Origin of the sequence: Pseudomonas sp. TR47 (genome assembly GCF_044143025.1) — a bacterium.
GTDB lineage: Bacteria > Pseudomonadota > Gammaproteobacteria > Pseudomonadales > Pseudomonadaceae > Aquipseudomonas > Aquipseudomonas putida_E.
Map to the genome: position 1 here is coordinate 37,826 of NZ_JBHFCS010000016.1, position 14,462 is coordinate 52,287.

The following is a 14,462-nucleotide window of genomic DNA, read 5'->3' on the forward strand; positions in this document are numbered from 1 at the left end:
AAAATGAAACCGGTTTCATAAGGACAAGAACAATGCACGAGAACCCCGTTTCCATCAGCCTCTCCAGCTACGGTGCCAGCTTGGTCCGGGAGCGTGGGCAGGAGAGTTTCCTTGAACTGCTGGCCACTGCCGGCGTGACACGTGTCGAACTGCGCGAAGAGTTGTTCGACGAGGCCCCGGATGCCGCCGCGCTGTCGGCGGCAATCAACGCGCTGCAGTTGCAGTGCCTATATTCCTCGCCACTGGAGCTGTGGACCCCTGAAGGGCAGCTGGACGCGCGCTTGCCTGCCAAGCTGGCGCTGGCCCGCGCACTCGGCGCCGTGGCGCTGAAGGTGTCGTTGGGGTATTACGCTTGCGCATGCGACCTGGCGGCCTTGCAAGCGCAACTGCGCCCTGGTGACCCACTGTTGCTGGTGGAGAATGACCAGACCACGCAGGGCGGGCGCATCGCGCCGCTGCTGCAGTTCTTTGAGCGCTGCGAGGCCCAGGGGCTGGCGCTGGGCATGACCTTCGATATCGGTAACTGGCAATGGCAGGGCGAATCCGCCGCGCAGGCAGCGCGGTTGCTCGGCCGCTGGGTGCGTTACGTGCATTGCAAGGCAGTGCAGCGCGAGGCCAGCGGGCGCCTGGTGGCCGTTGTGCCGCAGGCCCGGGACTTGATGGCCTGGGAGGCAATGTTCGCCGAGTTCACCCCCGGGCTGATGCGCGCCGTGGAGTACCCGCTGGCCGGCGCTGACTTACTGGCTTTGACCCGCGCCCAGGTCAACAACCTGGCCCGCATCGGCATGAGCGAGGAGGTGAGCCATGCCTGAGCATGACGTGCTGTGTTTTGGCGAAACCATGGCCATGTTCGTTGCCGAGCAGGCCGGTGACCTGGCGGCTGTGGGGGCGTTTACCAAGCGTATTGCCGGCGCCGACAGCAATGTGGCCATCGGTCTGGCCCGGCTGGGTTTTCGGGTGCGCTGGCTGAGCCGGGTGGGCAACGACTCGCTGGGCCGCTTCGTGCTCGACACCCTGCAGCAGGAGGGCCTGGACTGCAGCCACGTGGAGGTCGATGACCACCACCCGACAGGCTTCCAGCTCAAGGGCCGTTGCGACGATGGCAGCGACCCTGTGGTGGAGTATTTTCGCCGCAACTCCGCGGCCAGCCACCTATCGCTGGCGCAGTTCAGCCCGGCGTTGCTGCAGGCCCGCCACCTGCACGCCACCGGTATTCCGCTGGCGCTGTCGGCCGGCTGCAGGGCGCTGGCCCATGAGCTGGTCGAGCGCATGCGCAGCGAGGGGCGCAGCATTTCCTTCGACCCCAACCTGCGCCCGTCGCTGTGGCCTGACCGCGCCAGCATGGTCCGTGAAGTCAACGCGCTGGCGATAAAGGCGCACTGGCTGCTGCCAGGGCTCGAGGAAGGGCGGTTGTTGACCGGCCTGCAAACCCCGGCGGACATCGCCGCGTTCTACCTCGACCGTGGTGTCGAGCACGTAGTCATCAAGTTGGGCGGTGAGGGTGCCTACTACCGCAATGCCCAGTGCCAAGGGCAGGTCGCCCCTGTGCCGGTGGCCAAGGTGGTGGACACCGTCGGTGCCGGCGACGCCTTTGCCGTTGGCGTGGTCAGCGGCCTGCTCGAAGGCCGCCCGCTTGCCGAGGCGGTGGCTCGCGGCAACTGGTGCGGCAGCCGCGCCGTGCAATCGCGCGGCGACATGGAAGGCTTGCCACTGCGCCGGGAGCTGGAAGCGTACGCATTACCCAAAAGTGCCTGAAACTTTGATCGCCGGTACGCCGGCCGGTTGCTACAAAAACAACAAGCTCAGGAGCCGCATCATGCAATCGACAAGCCTCGCCCCACGCCGTTGGTGGTACATCATCCCGATCGTCTTCGTCACTTACAGCCTGGCCTACCTCGACCGTGCCAACTACGGCTTCGCCGCCGCCTCGGGCATGGCCGATGACCTGAAGATCACCCCGGCGCTGTCGTCCCTGCTGGGGGCGCTGTTTTTCCTCGGGTACTTCTTCTTCCAGGTGCCTGGCGCCATCTACGCGCAAAAACGCAGCGTCAAAAAGCTGATTTTCGTCAGCCTGATCCTCTGGGGCAGCCTGGCGACCCTGACCGGCATGGTCAGCAATGTCTACCTGCTGATCGGCATCCGCTTCCTGCTCGGGGTGGTCGAGGCGGCGGTGATGCCGGCGATGCTGGTGTACCTGTGCCACTGGTTCACCCGCGCCGAACGCTCGCGCGCCAATACCTTCCTGATGCTGGGCAACCCGGTGACCATCCTGTGGATGTCGGTGGTCTCGGGGTACCTGATCAAGCATTTCGACTGGCGCTGGATGTTCATCATCGAGGGCCTGCCAGCGGTGCTCTGGGCGTTCATCTGGTGGCGCCTGGTGGACGACCGGCCAGCCCAGGTGGGCTGGCTGAGCGAGCAGGAAAAAGCGGCGCTCGAACAGGCCCTGGCCGCTGAGCAGCAAGGTATCAAACCGGTGAAGAACTACCGCGAGGCGTTTCGCTCGCCGCAGGTCATCGTGCTGTCACTGCAGTACTTCTGCTGGAGCATCGGGGTGTACGGCTTCGTGCTGTGGCTGCCCTCGATCCTCAAGCAGGCGGCGAACGTCGACATCGTCGAGGCCGGTTGGCTGGCCTCGGTGCCCTACCTGGCGGCGGTCGTGGCCATGGTCGGGGTGTCGTGGGCCTCTGACAAACTGCAGAAGCGCAAGCGTTTCGTCTGGCCACCCTTGCTGATCGCCGCGTTGGCCTTCTATGGCTCCTACGCCTTGGGCACCGAGCATTTCTGGGCGTCCTATGCGCTGCTGGTGCTTGCCGGGGCTTGCATGTACGCCCCCTATGGCCCGTTCTTCGCCATCGTGCCGGAGATCCTGCCCAGCAACGTGGCCGGTGGGGCCATGGCCCTGATCAACAGCATGGGCGCGCTGGGTTCGTTCGGCGGCTCGTGGCTGGTCGGCTATCTCAACGGGGCCACCGGTGGCCCTGGCGCTTCTTACCTGTTCATGTGCGGTGCGCTGCTGACGGCAGTGGCGCTCACGGCTGCGCTGAAAACATCACAAACCTCCGGCCAGGCCAAGCCCCGCAGCCAGCGCCTGGCAATGAGCCAATAGGAAACGGCTATGAAAAAGCGAATCGTCCTTTACAAGCGCCTGCCCGAGGCCCTGCTGGCGCGCCTGCAACAGCAGGTCGAGGTGACCTGGGTGGATACCTCCGGCAGTGATGGCCTGGCCCGGCTGCGCGATGCCTTGCCCGGTGCCCATGGCCTGCTGGGCGCCAGTTTGCGGCTGGACAGCAGCCTGCTGGACCTGGCGCCACAGCTTGAAGTGGTGGCCAGTGTGTCGGTTGGCGTCGACAACTACGACATTGCCGAGCTGACCCGCCGTGGCGTGATGCTGACCAACACCCCTGATGTATTGACCGAGACCACCGCCGACACCGGCTTTGCCTTGATCCTGGCCACTGCCCGGCGGGTGGTGGAGCTGGCCGGCTGGGTACGTAACGGCCACTGGCAGGCCAACCTTGGGCCGGCGCATTTTGGCAGTGATGTGCATGGCAAGACCTTGGGCATCGTCGGCATGGGGCGCATTGGTGAGGCTTTGGCAAGGCGCGGTGCGGCCGGGTTCGGCATGCGCGTGCTGTACCACAGTTCGCGGGCCAAGCCAGAGGTGGAGGCCCGCCATGGTGCCCGGTATCGCACCCTGGACGAGCTGCTGAGCGAGGCGGATTTTGTCTGTTTGACGGTGCCCTTGAGCGCCAGCACCGAAGGCCTGATCGGTGCACGGGAGCTTTCGCTGATGAAGCCCGAGGCGATCCTGGTGAACATTGCCCGCGGGCGTGTGGTGGATGAACAGGCACTGCTTGCGGCGTTGCAGGCCAAGCGCATCCGCGGCGCCGGGCTGGATGTGTTCGTACAGGAACCACTGCCGGCCCATTCGCCGCTGTTGCAACTGGACAACGTGGTGGCCACGCCGCACATCGGCTCGGCGACCCACGAAACCCGTGAGGCCATGGCGCGCTGTGCGGTAGAGAATCTGTTGAGCGCGTTGGCGGGCGAGCGGCCGGCGAACCTGGTGAATGAGGTGGTTATGGGGGGGTAACGCCTGATTTTTTCAGCGTCGGTGAAAACGAGCGCCGCCCGTGCGGCGCTCGATAGGCGGTAGGCTCCTACTGGCCGCCCTTCATCCGCCGTGCCACCGCATATATCCCTAGCCCGACCAGCGCCGCAGCGGCGCCGATATAGCCGGTGCTGGTCCAGCCCAGCCCGGCACTGATGGCCATGCCGCCAAACCAAGGCCCCAGGGCATTGGCCAGGTTGAAGGCTGCATGGTTGGAAGCCGCTGCCAGGCTCGGCGCTTCGTGGGCAATGTCCATCAGGCGGATCTGCAAGGGGGCGGCCAGGGCGATCATGGTGCCGACCAGGCCGATGCCCAGCAGCAGTGTCCACAGCGAATGGGCAGCGATGGTGAAGAACAACAGCACGGCGGTCGACCACACCAGCACGATGCCCACGGCGCGGAACTGCAGCCGGTCGAACAGCTTGCCGCCGGCAATGTTGCCGATGATGCCGCCAATACCGAAGGCGGCCAGGCCGAAGGGGATCCACTGGGGAGCGACCTGAGTCACCTCCAGCATGGTCGGCGCCAGGTAGCTGAACACACAGAACATGCCGGCAAAACCGATCGAGGCGATGGCCAGCGCCATCCACACCTGCGGCAGGGTGAACGCTTGCAGCTCCTTGCGTGGGTCGCTGCGTGCTTCATCGCGCCGCTGCGGCACGTACTGCCAGACCAGCGCGAGGGTGCACACAGCGATCAGGCCCACCAGCAAAAACGCCGAGCGCCAGCCGAAGTACTGCCCCAGCAAGGTCGCCACAGGGTTGCCCAGCAACATGGCCAGCGTGAGGCCCATCATGACCCGGGCCACGGCACCGGCGCGCTGGTTGCTCGGCACCATGCTCGAGGCAACCACCGCGGCGATGCCGAAGTACGCCCCATGGGGCAAGCCGCTGATAAAGCGGAAGGCCACCAGGCCTGCGAACGACGGGGCGAAGGCGGTAGCCAGGTTGCCGACGGCATACAGCGCCATCAACAAAAGCAGCATGTGCTTGCGCAGCAGCTTGGCGCCGAGAATGGCCAGCGCCGGTGCACCCACCACCACGCCCAGCGCGTAGGCGCTGATCGCATGGCCTACCTGCGGTTCGCTCAGTTGCAGGTTGCCGGCGATGTCCGGCATCAGCCCCATGATCGCGAATTCGCCGGTGCCAATGGCAAAACTGCCCAAGGCCATGGCGGCTTCCATCTTGCCGATTTCGCCTTTGGAGAGGGCGAGCGGCGGTATTTCCTGAACTGACATTAGGGACCCTATTGAAACATGCTGAAACGTTCAAGTCGGGATCATAGTCAATTCGCGCCCTGAGCGTCGAGGATGACGGCTTGCCGGATCAGTCTGTCATCTGCAGGTCGGGCAGCTTCACCCGGAAGGCGCGGGTCAGCCCTAGCAGGCAGACGAAGCCTGCGGCCATCCAGCACAGGCCGATGGTGAACGACATGCTCGACAGGCTGCTCCACAGCCACAGTGTGCTCAAAAAGCCCAGCGCCGGCAGCGCGCCATATAGCAGGCAGTTGCGTGTGCCACGCAGCTTCTGGTCGACCAGGTAATGCTTGACCACCGCCAGGTTGACTGCAGAGAAGGCGAACAGCGCGCCGAAGCTGATCATGTTGGCGACGGTGTCCAGGGTGATGAACAGGGCGACCAGCGACAAGGTGCTGACCAGCATGATTGCCGTGGCCGGCACGCGCTTTTTCGTCACCAGGCGGCCAAAGGCCCGCGGCAATGCACCGTCGCGGCCCATGGCGAACAGCACGCGGGACACGCTGGCCTGGGACACCATGGCCGAGGCGAAGCAGCCGGCCACGTAGGTGGCGGTAAAGCCGGTCACCAGCAGTTCGCCACCGACATGGCGCATCACATCCACCGAGGCGGAGTCCGGGTCAGCGAAAGATGTCCAATCGGGGAAGACCATCTGGGCGCAGTACGACACCAGCAGAAACAGCAGGCCACCGATCACCGACACTGCCATGATGGCTTGCGGGATACGCCGGGTCGGGTCGCTGGTTTCCTCGGCCATGGTCGACACTGCGTCGAAACCCAGAAACGACAGGCACAGCACCGCAGCGCCGGCCATGACCAGCGCAACGCTGAAGCCCTCATGGTGGAACGGTGCCAGCAATGACACCGGCGCGCTCTGGTCGCTGAGGTTGCGCACCGACAGCGCGACGAAGACGACGATGAACACCAGTTGCGCTACCACCAGTATCCAGTTGACCCGTGTGATCGATTCGATGCCTATCAGGTTGAGGAAGGTGACCAGGGCGATTGAGCCGAGCACCCACACCCAGGCAGGCACCGCAGGGAAGTACTCGGACATGTAGATGCCGATCAGCAGGTAGCTGAGCAAGGGCAGGAAGATGTAGTCGAGCAGCAGGGTCCAGCCGGCGATGAAACCGAAGTGGCTGCCGAAAGCCTTGCGGGTGTAGGTGTAGACCGAGCCGGAGTAGGGGTGGGCCTGGACCATGCGGCCGTAACTGTAGGCGGTGAGCAACATGGCGGCGAGGGTCAGCAGGTAGGCGGTGGGCAGGTGCCCTTTGGTCATCTGGGTGACCAGCCCGTAGGTGGTGAACACGGCCAGGGGGACCATGTAGGCGAGGCCGAACAGCACCAGCGCGGTCATGCCCATGGATTTTCTGAAGCGGCCTGAAGCGGTGGGGTGCGACGCAGGGTGGGGCGGATGGGCTGTATTTGTTGTTGTACGCATTGCTGACTCCTGGTTCTGGATGCAGGACGCCGCAATATGCGAGCAGGCTCGATACTGTTGATGGCGTTGGATCAGGGGCAGAGCTTGAGGTGGGACGTGGGAATGCTCCCACACTCGCGGCGCACCCGAAATCACCCTTTGGGGGGAGCCTGTACGGTCCCCACACGCAGATGACGCGCTAGGCCAGCAGGCTTTCCAGGTTGTGCAGGATCGAGGCTGCGTCGTAGGGCTTGCGCACCACCGGCACATGCTTCAAATGGTCGGGGATGTTCATGCTGTCGCCATAGCCGGTGGCGAACAGGAAGGGGATGCCCAGGCTTGTGAGCGCTTCGGCCACGGCAATGGAGGTGCCGGTGCCCAGGTTGATGTCCAGCACTGCGACATCCGGCGTGTGGCTGGCAAGCAGCTTCAGGGCTTCGGCTTCGGAGCTTGCGGTGAGCACATCCTGCACCTGCGCATCAGCCAGAATCTGCTCAAGGCCAACCGCAATCACCAACTGGTCTTCGAGTATGAGCACACGCGCATTGACCAGGCTGCTGCAGTCTACCTGTGGCTGCTGTGCAACCGCCGGGGTATCGCTGGCGAGCTCTTCGACCAGCGTCAGGTGCTTTGCCGGAATCCGGAAGAACCCTTGCAGGCCCTCTGGTCGGTATTCAAGGGTGCTGCTGCCACCGAGGTCGAACGGGATGCTTCGTTCGATCAGAACCGAGCCGAAGCCGCTGCGCGTCGGTGCCCGTACGGTTGGCCCGCCGTTCTCGCGCCACGTGATGTCGCAGGCCCCGCCCGTATCGACAACCCAGTTGACGGTCAACTTGCCGCCCGCCCTGGACAGGGCGCCGTACTTTGCCGCATTGGTCGCCAGCTCATGAAGCACCAGAGCCATCACCGAATAGGCGCGGGTATCGAGCAGCAGCCCCGGGCCCTTGATCACCAGTGCATCGGCGCTGGTGCGGTACGGCGACAGCTCAGCCTCCAGCAAGCTGGCAAAACGGCCGCCACCGTCACCCCGGACCACCTGATCATGTGCCAGGGACAACGCCTGGATACGCCCCTTGAGCGTCGCCACATAACCACTGAGCGTCTGGTTTTCCGAGGTGGGGTGGGCCACCAGCGCACCGATGAGCGCAAGAATGTTCTTCACCCGGTGGTTGAGCTCCTCGTTGAGCATCCGCTGGCGAACATCCGCCCTGGAACGCTCATCGGCCAGCAGCTCACTGTTATGCAGCGCGACCTCGACCACCGCCGCACGGATGGCTTCGCCAAACTGGCGGTCTTGCTCGGACCAGGGCAGGCAGTGGTGGTGGACTGTCTGCTTCCACACGGCGAAGCTCTTGCGGGGGGTGAGGCGGTCACCCAGGGGGCCGTTCTCGTAGGTCTTGTTGGGGTCGCCGGCCCAATCCAGGGTTTCGATCACCTCCTTGCGAAACAGCATGAGGTAGTCCCGTGGGTGCTGCGACATCGGGATGATCAGTACCCCCGAGACCTCCGTGGCATAGTCCTGGGCTGCAGGGTGCGCCAGCGACAGGCAGTTCGACGCCCAAGTGCGGCCTTCGGCGACACCCTCGGCGAAGCTGAGCAGCCCGGGCACCGCCTGCCTTGGCGGCGTCAGCCCGGCTACGGTCCATTGGCCTTGCAACGACATGCCAATGCCATCGCAGGGGATGAGGGCCTGGAAGTCGCTCAGGCGAGCGCGCAGCAGTTCATCGATGGCCGTTGTGCGGTGAGCATCGTGCAGCAGGTTGTCCAGCACCTGCCGGGCGTGGGCAGCGGCCTCCAGGGTTTGCCTGGCCTGCAGTGTCTGGATATGCAGGGAAAAGAACTCGCCGAACATTTCTGCGGCCACCCGTTGGCCCATGCTCAGCGTGCGTGGTGCGTAATGGTGGCAGGCGATCAGCCCCCAAAGGGCACCGTCGACGATCACTGAAATGGACATGGATGCGCCCACGCCCATGTTGTTCAGGTATTCGCAGTGAATCGGCGAAACGCTGCGCAGGTGCGCGTAGGACAGGTCGAGCGGCTCGCCAGACAAATCCAGCACCGGCTCGAGCGGCACGGTCTTGAAGTTGGCGTCGGCAATCACCCTTACAGGGTTGCGCAAATACAGCGCACGGGCCTGCTGGGGAATATCCGATGCCGGAAAGTACTGCCCCAGAAAGCTTTCAAGCCCGCTACGCCGGGCTTCGGCTACAACCTTGCCCGCGCCGTCGGCGCCGAGCTGATAGATCATCACGCGGTCGTAACCCAGCAGTGCACGAACACGCTTGGCGGTATCGGCCACTAGCCTGTCGGAGCGGTCGATCTCGCGCAACTGGGCGATGACCGTGCGCACCAGTTCGATCGGTTCGGCGATGCTCTGGCTGGCGGGCTCGAACTCGAGGATGACAGTGCCCTTGAACAGGTGGGCAGACACATCGAACGCCTGGCCTGAAGCCAGCGGCACGCCGAACGACAGCGCTGGCCTGGAAGCTTCCTTCACACGTGCCAGGGAGTTGCGAACCGTGTGGGCTGCCTCGATACCGATGATCGCCTCCAGTCGTTGACCATTGACGCCGCCTGCCACGCCGAGCATGTGGGGCGTATTTGCGGAGTGGCGCAGGACCAGGCTGGCTGAGGCGTCGCAAGCGAGCAGGCAGCCGTGTGGCTGAATGCTGCCCGGTATCTGGATCGGTTCGCGATCACAATTGGTCAAGTTGACGTGAGGTTGCAAGGTCATGGGTTCCCGCCGGCAGTGCAAAGGCCGGCTGCCTGTGTGACCGCCGAGCATGTTCAAGCAAACGCAGTGGCTACAGCCGTATTCATGGGCGAGTCTAGCCTGCGCCTATGGCTTAGTCACCTTGGCGTCGCAGAGGTTTCGCGGGCTTTTGCCCAAATGGCCATCAGTGGGCACCGGTGCATTGGCGTGGATGTGCAGGCTTGAGCCAAGCACGCCGGGGCGGGCCTACTTATGCCAGAAAGTGCGGTTCGTAGGGCGCATCATTGTGTGCATCCTGGCGGATGTCGAGATATACGGCAGCTGCGCACACGCCGACCAGGCCTACCGTGGCGATCACTATGTCACCCAGCAGCATGCCAGCGAGCAGGGTCAACAAACTCAACCTACAGAACAGCGCCATGGCCACCTCCTTGGCAGTTGGGTTGCGCAATGCCCCGTACCATAGCGCCCAAGGCATCAAGGATGCAGCCTGGCCTGGCTGCTGTGGCACTCCTTGCGCCTGCTTTGGCAGAACAAGCGCCTTCGGGGCACAGCAGTGATGCTCCCATGTGATCCGGTATCCGGGTGGCCAACACGCCGATGCACATCATCACCGGGTGCTGCAGTTTTGCCATGAACCTTTGGTTCAGAAACCTTCCAGCACGATCTTTCCGCGGGCCTTACCGCTTTCGAGCAGGGCATGGGCGCGCCTGAGGTTGTCAGCGTTGATCGCGCCGAAGTGCTCGCCTACGGTGGTTTTGAGCACACCCTCGTCGACCAGGGCCGATACGCGCTCAAGCAACTGATGCTGCTTGATCATGTCTTCAGTCGTGTAAAGCGAACGCGTGAACATCAGCTCCCAGTGCAGGGACAGTGACTTGCGTTTGAGCGGCACGACGTCAAGCTGTACGGGGTCATCGATCAGCGCAAGCTTGCCTTGCGGCCGCAGCACTTCCACCAATTGCGCCAGGTAAGTGTCGGTGTGCGTCAGGCTGATCACGTAATCCACTGGCTCCAGCTTGAGTGCCGCCAGTTGTTGTGGAATCGAAACCGTGTGATCGATGACGTGGTGGGCGCCCAGTTCGCTGACCCATTGCTGGGTTTGCGGGCGGGAGGCTGTGCCGATCACGGTCAGTTGGGTGAGCTGCCTGGCCAGTTGCACCAGGATCGAGCCGACGCCGCCAGCGGCGCCAATGATCAGCAGGCTTTGCCCCTTGCCACCGTGCTGCTCGACGCTCAGCCGGTCGAACAGCAACTCCCAGGCGGTGATGGACGTCAGCGGCAAGGCTGCAGCGCTGGCATTGTCCAGGCTGCGGGGTTTGCGCCCGACGATGCGTTCATCCACCAGGTGGAACTCGCTGTAGCTGCCAGGGCGGTCGATGGCACCGGCATAGAACACCTCGTCACCGGGCTGGAACAGTGTCACGGCGTTGCCCACCTCGCGCACGACACCTACCGCATCCCAGCCCAGCACCTGGGGTTGGTCGGCGCTGCGTGACGCGCGCACTTTGGTATCGACCGGGTTTACCGCAATGGCCTTGATTTCGACCAACAGATCACGGGCACCCGGAGTTGGGTTGGGCAGGTCTGCCTCATACAGCGATTGCGGGTCTTGAATCGGCAAACCGGGTTGGGTGAAAACAATGGCCTTCATTGCCATTACCTCGATAGTGGAAGGAGTGCTGGTCAGGCTATCTGCATTGTGTTGAGTCAAAAACAGGGGGAATTGGATAAGACTTTCACTTTTGCAGTGAAAGTCAGGCGGGCCCCGCATGTTTCGCTCGGCGCGGATCAAAGCCTCTGCAGTGCCGGCGTTGGCTCACCGCAGAGTGACAGCACCCCCCGTTCTGGCGAGTTGAACATCGACTTGAGGTTGCTTTCGATATTGCGGCAAAAGTCTTCGGTGCGGATGCGGTGCTGGCTGTTGCCGAAAGGCGCCTGAAGGTCCGTGCCGATGCGCTCCATGGCCAGCAGCATGCAGCCCACGACCGTCGACACCACCGGTGTGAACCAGCCCAGGGAGGGGACGAGGCTCAGCGGCATGATGATGCAGAACAGCGTGCCGAACAGCCTTGGGAAATACACATAAGGGTAGGGCAGCGGTGTATTGGCGATACGCTCCATGCCACCTTGCCAGTTCGAAAGGTCCACCAGCGTCGACTCGATGCGCGCGAGCCTGATGCTGTCCAGGCGGCCTTCGTTGAATTCGCGCGTGATCAGTTCTGCCGAACCGCTGAGAATGTCGTTGGGCATATTGCTGGTTCCCGCCAGGCGGGCCCGTTCACTTTCAGTGAGCAAAGCGGCCAGCGCTTCAGGGTTCCTGTCGCCGCCAAGGTGCATGCGCAGGGCATGCAGGTAGGCCACATGCCGCCGCATGAGTTGGGCTTTTACCGGGTTCAGGCCATGGGTATCGTCGATGAGGGTAAGCACCTGCCGGCCCAGGCTGCGGGAGCTGTTGACCATCGAACCCCACAGTGTCCTGGCCTCCCACCAGCGATTGTACGCACTGGAGTTGCGAAAGCTGATGAGCACCACCAGCGCGGAGCACAAGAGCGTCAGGGGCATCAGGGGAAGCTCGAGCTCGTAGCCTGTGACCAGCATGGCGTCCAGGGTGACGACCACGTCCCATAGCAATAACCAGAACAGTGACCAACCGACGTATGTGATCGTTTTGGCCAGGCATTTCCATTTCCTATCCAGTGCATGGGTCATGGCAGAACTCCGTGTAAGCCCAAAAAGGCGGGCGAAAGCGCCTTTGCTGGAGACAGGTTAAGGTGCCAGACTTAATCGCAGCTTAATCTTGAACCTGAGCATGGTGGCGCCTTCCGGCGCCTGACGCAGATATGCGACCATGGCCCACATTGCCATCAAGAGACAGGGTATGGATCGCGAGAGTCCTGGTATTTCCTGCCGTACTGGCGCACCTGCAATGCAGGGCCAGGAACATGCGTTTCCAACCAATGCTGCAGAGCGTTTGCAGCTGGCGCTCGATGCAGGCGCGATCATCGGCACCTGGGTATGGGACATCCCCAGTGACCAGGTCACAGCGGATGAACGCTTCTCACGAACCTTCGGGCTGGCGGCAGACCGGTGCATCGCGGGCATACCGATCAAGGAAGCCTTTGCCTCGATTCACCCGCACGACCGTGAGCGTGTCTGGGCCGACATCCAGCAAGCGGTGGGCCGCGGTGGTGCATTCAGGTGCGAATACCGGGTTCGCCACGATGATGGCGGTTATCGATGGGTCGAGGCCAACGGCCGTGCACAGCTCGACCCGCAAGGCGTGGCTGTGCGGTTCCCTGGCATACTCATGGACATCGAGTCACGCCGCTCGGCAGAAGCTGAACGCGACAGGATGTCGGCCTTGCTGCGGACATTCGCGGCAGCGGTGCCAGGGGTTGTCTATGCAAAGGACCTGGCAGGCCGCATGCTGGTGGCCAACGATGGTGCCACGCGATTGATCGGCAAGCCGCCGGGGTTCTATCTGGGCAAGACCGATCTTGAGTTCCTGGAAGACAAAGCACAGGCGCGCCAGGTGATGGAGACCGATCAGCGCATCATGCGCGGCGCTTTAGCCGAGCAGATCGAGGAGCGGGTCGACATGCCGGATGGCTCGGCCACGTACTGGCTTTCCATCAAGGCCCCCCTGTTCAATGATGCTGGTGAGGTCATCGGACTGATCGGGTCGTCGATCGATGTAACTGCCCGGAAAAACGCAGAAGCCAAGCTGCTCGAGCTGAACCGCACGCTGGAAGCACGGGTCAACGAAGCTGTTGCCGAGCGTGAAGCGGCCCAGGCGGCGCTTCGTCAATCGCAGAAGATGGAAGCAGTCGGGCAACTTACCGGCGGCATCGCTCACGACTTCAACAACCTGTTGGCGGGTATCACCGGCAGCCTGGACCTGATCAAGCTGCGCCTGAAGCAGGGGCATGTCGCGGACGTGGAGCGCTACTTGTCGGTGGCTCAGGGGGCTGCCCAACGGGCTGCCTCACTGACACACCGCCTGCTGGCATTCTCCCGTCGCCAGACCTTGCTGCCTGAGCATACCGACGTGAATACCTTGATCAGCGACATGGAAGAGCTGATTCGTCGAACGGTCGGCCCCTCGATCCAGCTGCAGGTGCAGCTCGATGCTCAGGCCAGTACCTGCCTGGTCGACCCGACGCAAGTCGAAAATGCGCTGCTCAATTTATGTATCAACGCCCGTGACGCGGGTGGCGGTGAGATATCTGTCAGTACGTTCAACCAGGTGCTCGAGCCGGGCCCGGGCCTGGACCCGGAGCTGCCCCCCGGAACTTATCTGACAGTTTGCGTGGCCGACAATGGCATCGGCATGAATGCCGAGACACTCAGCCGCGCATTCGAGCCCTTTTTCACGACCAAGCCGGTTGGTGCAGGCACCGGGCTGGGCTTGTCGATGATCTACGGGTTCGCCAAACAGTCAGGTGGGCAGGTGAAGATAGAGTCGCAGGAGGGCGCAGGCACCCGCGTTCACCTGCAGTTGCCAAGCCAGGCCGCCCGAGCCGACCGGGATGTGCCTGTGCAAACACCGGTCAAGGTACCGCCTGCGCTATCCGGTGCGACAGTATTGGTGGTCGACGATGAGCACTCGGTACGGATGTTTGTCAGCGAAACCCTGGGCAGCTGTGGTTACGTCGTGATCGAAGCCGCTGACAGCTTGGCGGGCCTGCAACTGCTGCGCTCGGATATCCGCATCGATCTGCTGGTGACGGACATCGGCCTGCCAGGCGGCATCGACGGCCGGCAAATGGCGCAGACGGCGCGCCTTTGCAGGCCAGGGTTGCCGGTGTTGTTCATGACCGGCTATGCGCAGCCGCATGTGCTGAGCGACACGCCGATGGAGGCGAATACGGCGGTGCTCACAAAACCCTTCGCCCTCGACGCGCTGACACTGAACGTGAATACGCTGCTTGGACACTCAAGCCGATAACTGCTG

11 protein-coding genes are annotated in these 14,462 nt (G+C 63.2%); 5 read left to right on the forward strand and 6 right to left on the reverse strand.

Going from position 1 to position 14,462, the window contains the following annotated elements; all coding sequences use genetic code 11:
• Nucleotides 1-32 precede the first annotated feature (32 nt).
• The 4 genes from ACEWE8_RS17125 to ACEWE8_RS17140 all read left to right on the forward strand — a co-directional run bounded on the left by ACEWE8_RS17125 (nt 33) and on the right by ACEWE8_RS17140 (nt 4,096).
• Complete coding sequence (locus ACEWE8_RS17125; protein ID WP_046786343.1) at nt 33-812, forward strand: sugar phosphate isomerase/epimerase; 780 nt, start codon at nt 33-35, stop codon at nt 810-812.
• Nucleotides 805-1,755 (forward strand): sugar kinase, encoded by a 951-nt coding sequence (locus tag ACEWE8_RS17130; RefSeq protein WP_046786342.1) that lies wholly within the window; start codon nt 805-807, stop codon nt 1,753-1,755. The genes ACEWE8_RS17125 and ACEWE8_RS17130 overlap by 8 nt, the downstream gene beginning before the upstream one ends.
• 61 nt (nt 1,756-1,816) lie before the next feature.
• On the forward strand, nt 1,817-3,109 hold the full coding sequence (locus ACEWE8_RS17135; protein WP_046786434.1) for an MFS transporter: 1,293 nt from the start codon (nt 1,817-1,819) through the stop codon (nt 3,107-3,109).
• A gap of 9 nt (nt 3,110-3,118) precedes the next feature.
• The gene (locus tag ACEWE8_RS17140) at nt 3,119-4,096 is read left to right on the forward strand and encodes a D-glycerate dehydrogenase (RefSeq protein WP_046786341.1); all 978 of its coding nucleotides are present in this window, start codon (nt 3,119-3,121) and stop codon (nt 4,094-4,096) included.
• 67 nt (nt 4,097-4,163) lie between these two features.
• Here ACEWE8_RS17140 and ACEWE8_RS17145 read toward each other — a convergent pair whose 3' ends face one another.
• The 6 genes from ACEWE8_RS17145 to ACEWE8_RS17170 all read right to left on the reverse strand — a co-directional run bounded on the left by ACEWE8_RS17145 (nt 4,164) and on the right by ACEWE8_RS17170 (nt 12,217).
• A complete protein-coding gene (locus tag ACEWE8_RS17145; RefSeq protein WP_046786340.1) occupies nt 4,164-5,351 on the reverse strand; it encodes an MFS transporter in 1,188 nt (395 codons plus the stop codon).
• Nucleotides 5,352-5,439: 88 nt separating this feature from the next.
• Nucleotides 5,440-6,813, reverse strand: coding sequence for an APC family permease (locus ACEWE8_RS17150; RefSeq protein WP_046786339.1), 1,374 nt, complete (start codon nt 6,811-6,813; stop codon nt 5,440-5,442).
• Nucleotides 6,814-6,991: 178 nt separating this feature from the next.
• Nucleotides 6,992-9,526 (reverse strand): HWE histidine kinase domain-containing protein, encoded by a 2,535-nt coding sequence (locus ACEWE8_RS17155; RefSeq protein ID WP_395589335.1) that lies wholly within the window; start codon nt 9,524-9,526, stop codon nt 6,992-6,994.
• A gap of 229 nt (nt 9,527-9,755) precedes the next feature.
• Nucleotides 9,756-9,926, reverse strand: a complete 171-nt coding sequence (locus tag ACEWE8_RS17160) for a hypothetical protein (RefSeq protein ID WP_189339957.1) — start codon at nt 9,924-9,926, stop codon at nt 9,756-9,758.
• 225 nt (nt 9,927-10,151) lie between these two features.
• Nucleotides 10,152-11,159 (reverse strand): zinc-binding alcohol dehydrogenase family protein, encoded by a 1,008-nt coding sequence (locus tag ACEWE8_RS17165; RefSeq protein ID WP_046786337.1) that lies wholly within the window; start codon nt 11,157-11,159, stop codon nt 10,152-10,154.
• Between the two features lie 137 nt (nt 11,160-11,296).
• Entirely contained in the window at nt 11,297-12,217 is a 921-nt protein-coding gene (locus ACEWE8_RS17170; RefSeq protein WP_046786336.1) for a bestrophin family protein, read from the reverse strand.
• 217 nt (nt 12,218-12,434) lie between these two features.
• On the opposite strand from ACEWE8_RS17170, the gene ACEWE8_RS17175 reads away from it, so the two are divergent.
• Nucleotides 12,435-14,456, forward strand: coding sequence for a PAS domain-containing sensor histidine kinase (locus ACEWE8_RS17175; RefSeq protein WP_046786335.1), 2,022 nt, complete (start codon nt 12,435-12,437; stop codon nt 14,454-14,456).
• Nucleotides 14,457-14,462 lie beyond the last annotated feature (6 nt).

Excerpts from the sequence above, each read along its gene's own strand:
- ACEWE8_RS17125 (WP_046786343.1), top strand. The coding sequence starts at position 33 with ATGCACGAGAACCCCGTTTCCATCAGCCTCTCCAGCTACGGTGCCAGC.
- ACEWE8_RS17130 (WP_046786342.1), top strand. The coding sequence starts at position 805 with ATGCCTGAGCATGACGTGCTGTGTTTTGGCGAAACCATGGCCATGTTC.
- ACEWE8_RS17135 (WP_046786434.1), top strand. The coding sequence starts at position 1,817 with ATGCAATCGACAAGCCTCGCCCCACGCCGTTGGTGGTACATCATCCCG.
- ACEWE8_RS17140 (WP_046786341.1), top strand. The coding sequence starts at position 3,119 with ATGAAAAAGCGAATCGTCCTTTACAAGCGCCTGCCCGAGGCCCTGCTG.
- ACEWE8_RS17145 (WP_046786340.1), bottom strand. The coding sequence starts at position 5,351 with ATGTCAGTTCAGGAAATACCGCCGCTCGCCCTCTCCAAAGGCGAAATC.
- ACEWE8_RS17150 (WP_046786339.1), bottom strand. The coding sequence starts at position 6,813 with ATGCGTACAACAACAAATACAGCCCATCCGCCCCACCCTGCGTCGCAC.
- ACEWE8_RS17155 (WP_395589335.1), bottom strand. The coding sequence starts at position 9,526 with ATGACCTTGCAACCTCACGTCAACTTGACCAATTGTGATCGCGAACCG.
- ACEWE8_RS17160 (WP_189339957.1), bottom strand. The coding sequence starts at position 9,926 with ATGGCGCTGTTCTGTAGGTTGAGTTTGTTGACCCTGCTCGCTGGCATG.
- ACEWE8_RS17165 (WP_046786337.1), bottom strand. The coding sequence starts at position 11,159 with ATGAAGGCCATTGTTTTCACCCAACCCGGTTTGCCGATTCAAGACCCG.
- ACEWE8_RS17170 (WP_046786336.1), bottom strand. The coding sequence starts at position 12,217 with ATGACCCATGCACTGGATAGGAAATGGAAATGCCTGGCCAAAACGATC.
- ACEWE8_RS17175 (WP_046786335.1), top strand. The coding sequence starts at position 12,435 with ATGCAGGGCCAGGAACATGCGTTTCCAACCAATGCTGCAGAGCGTTTG.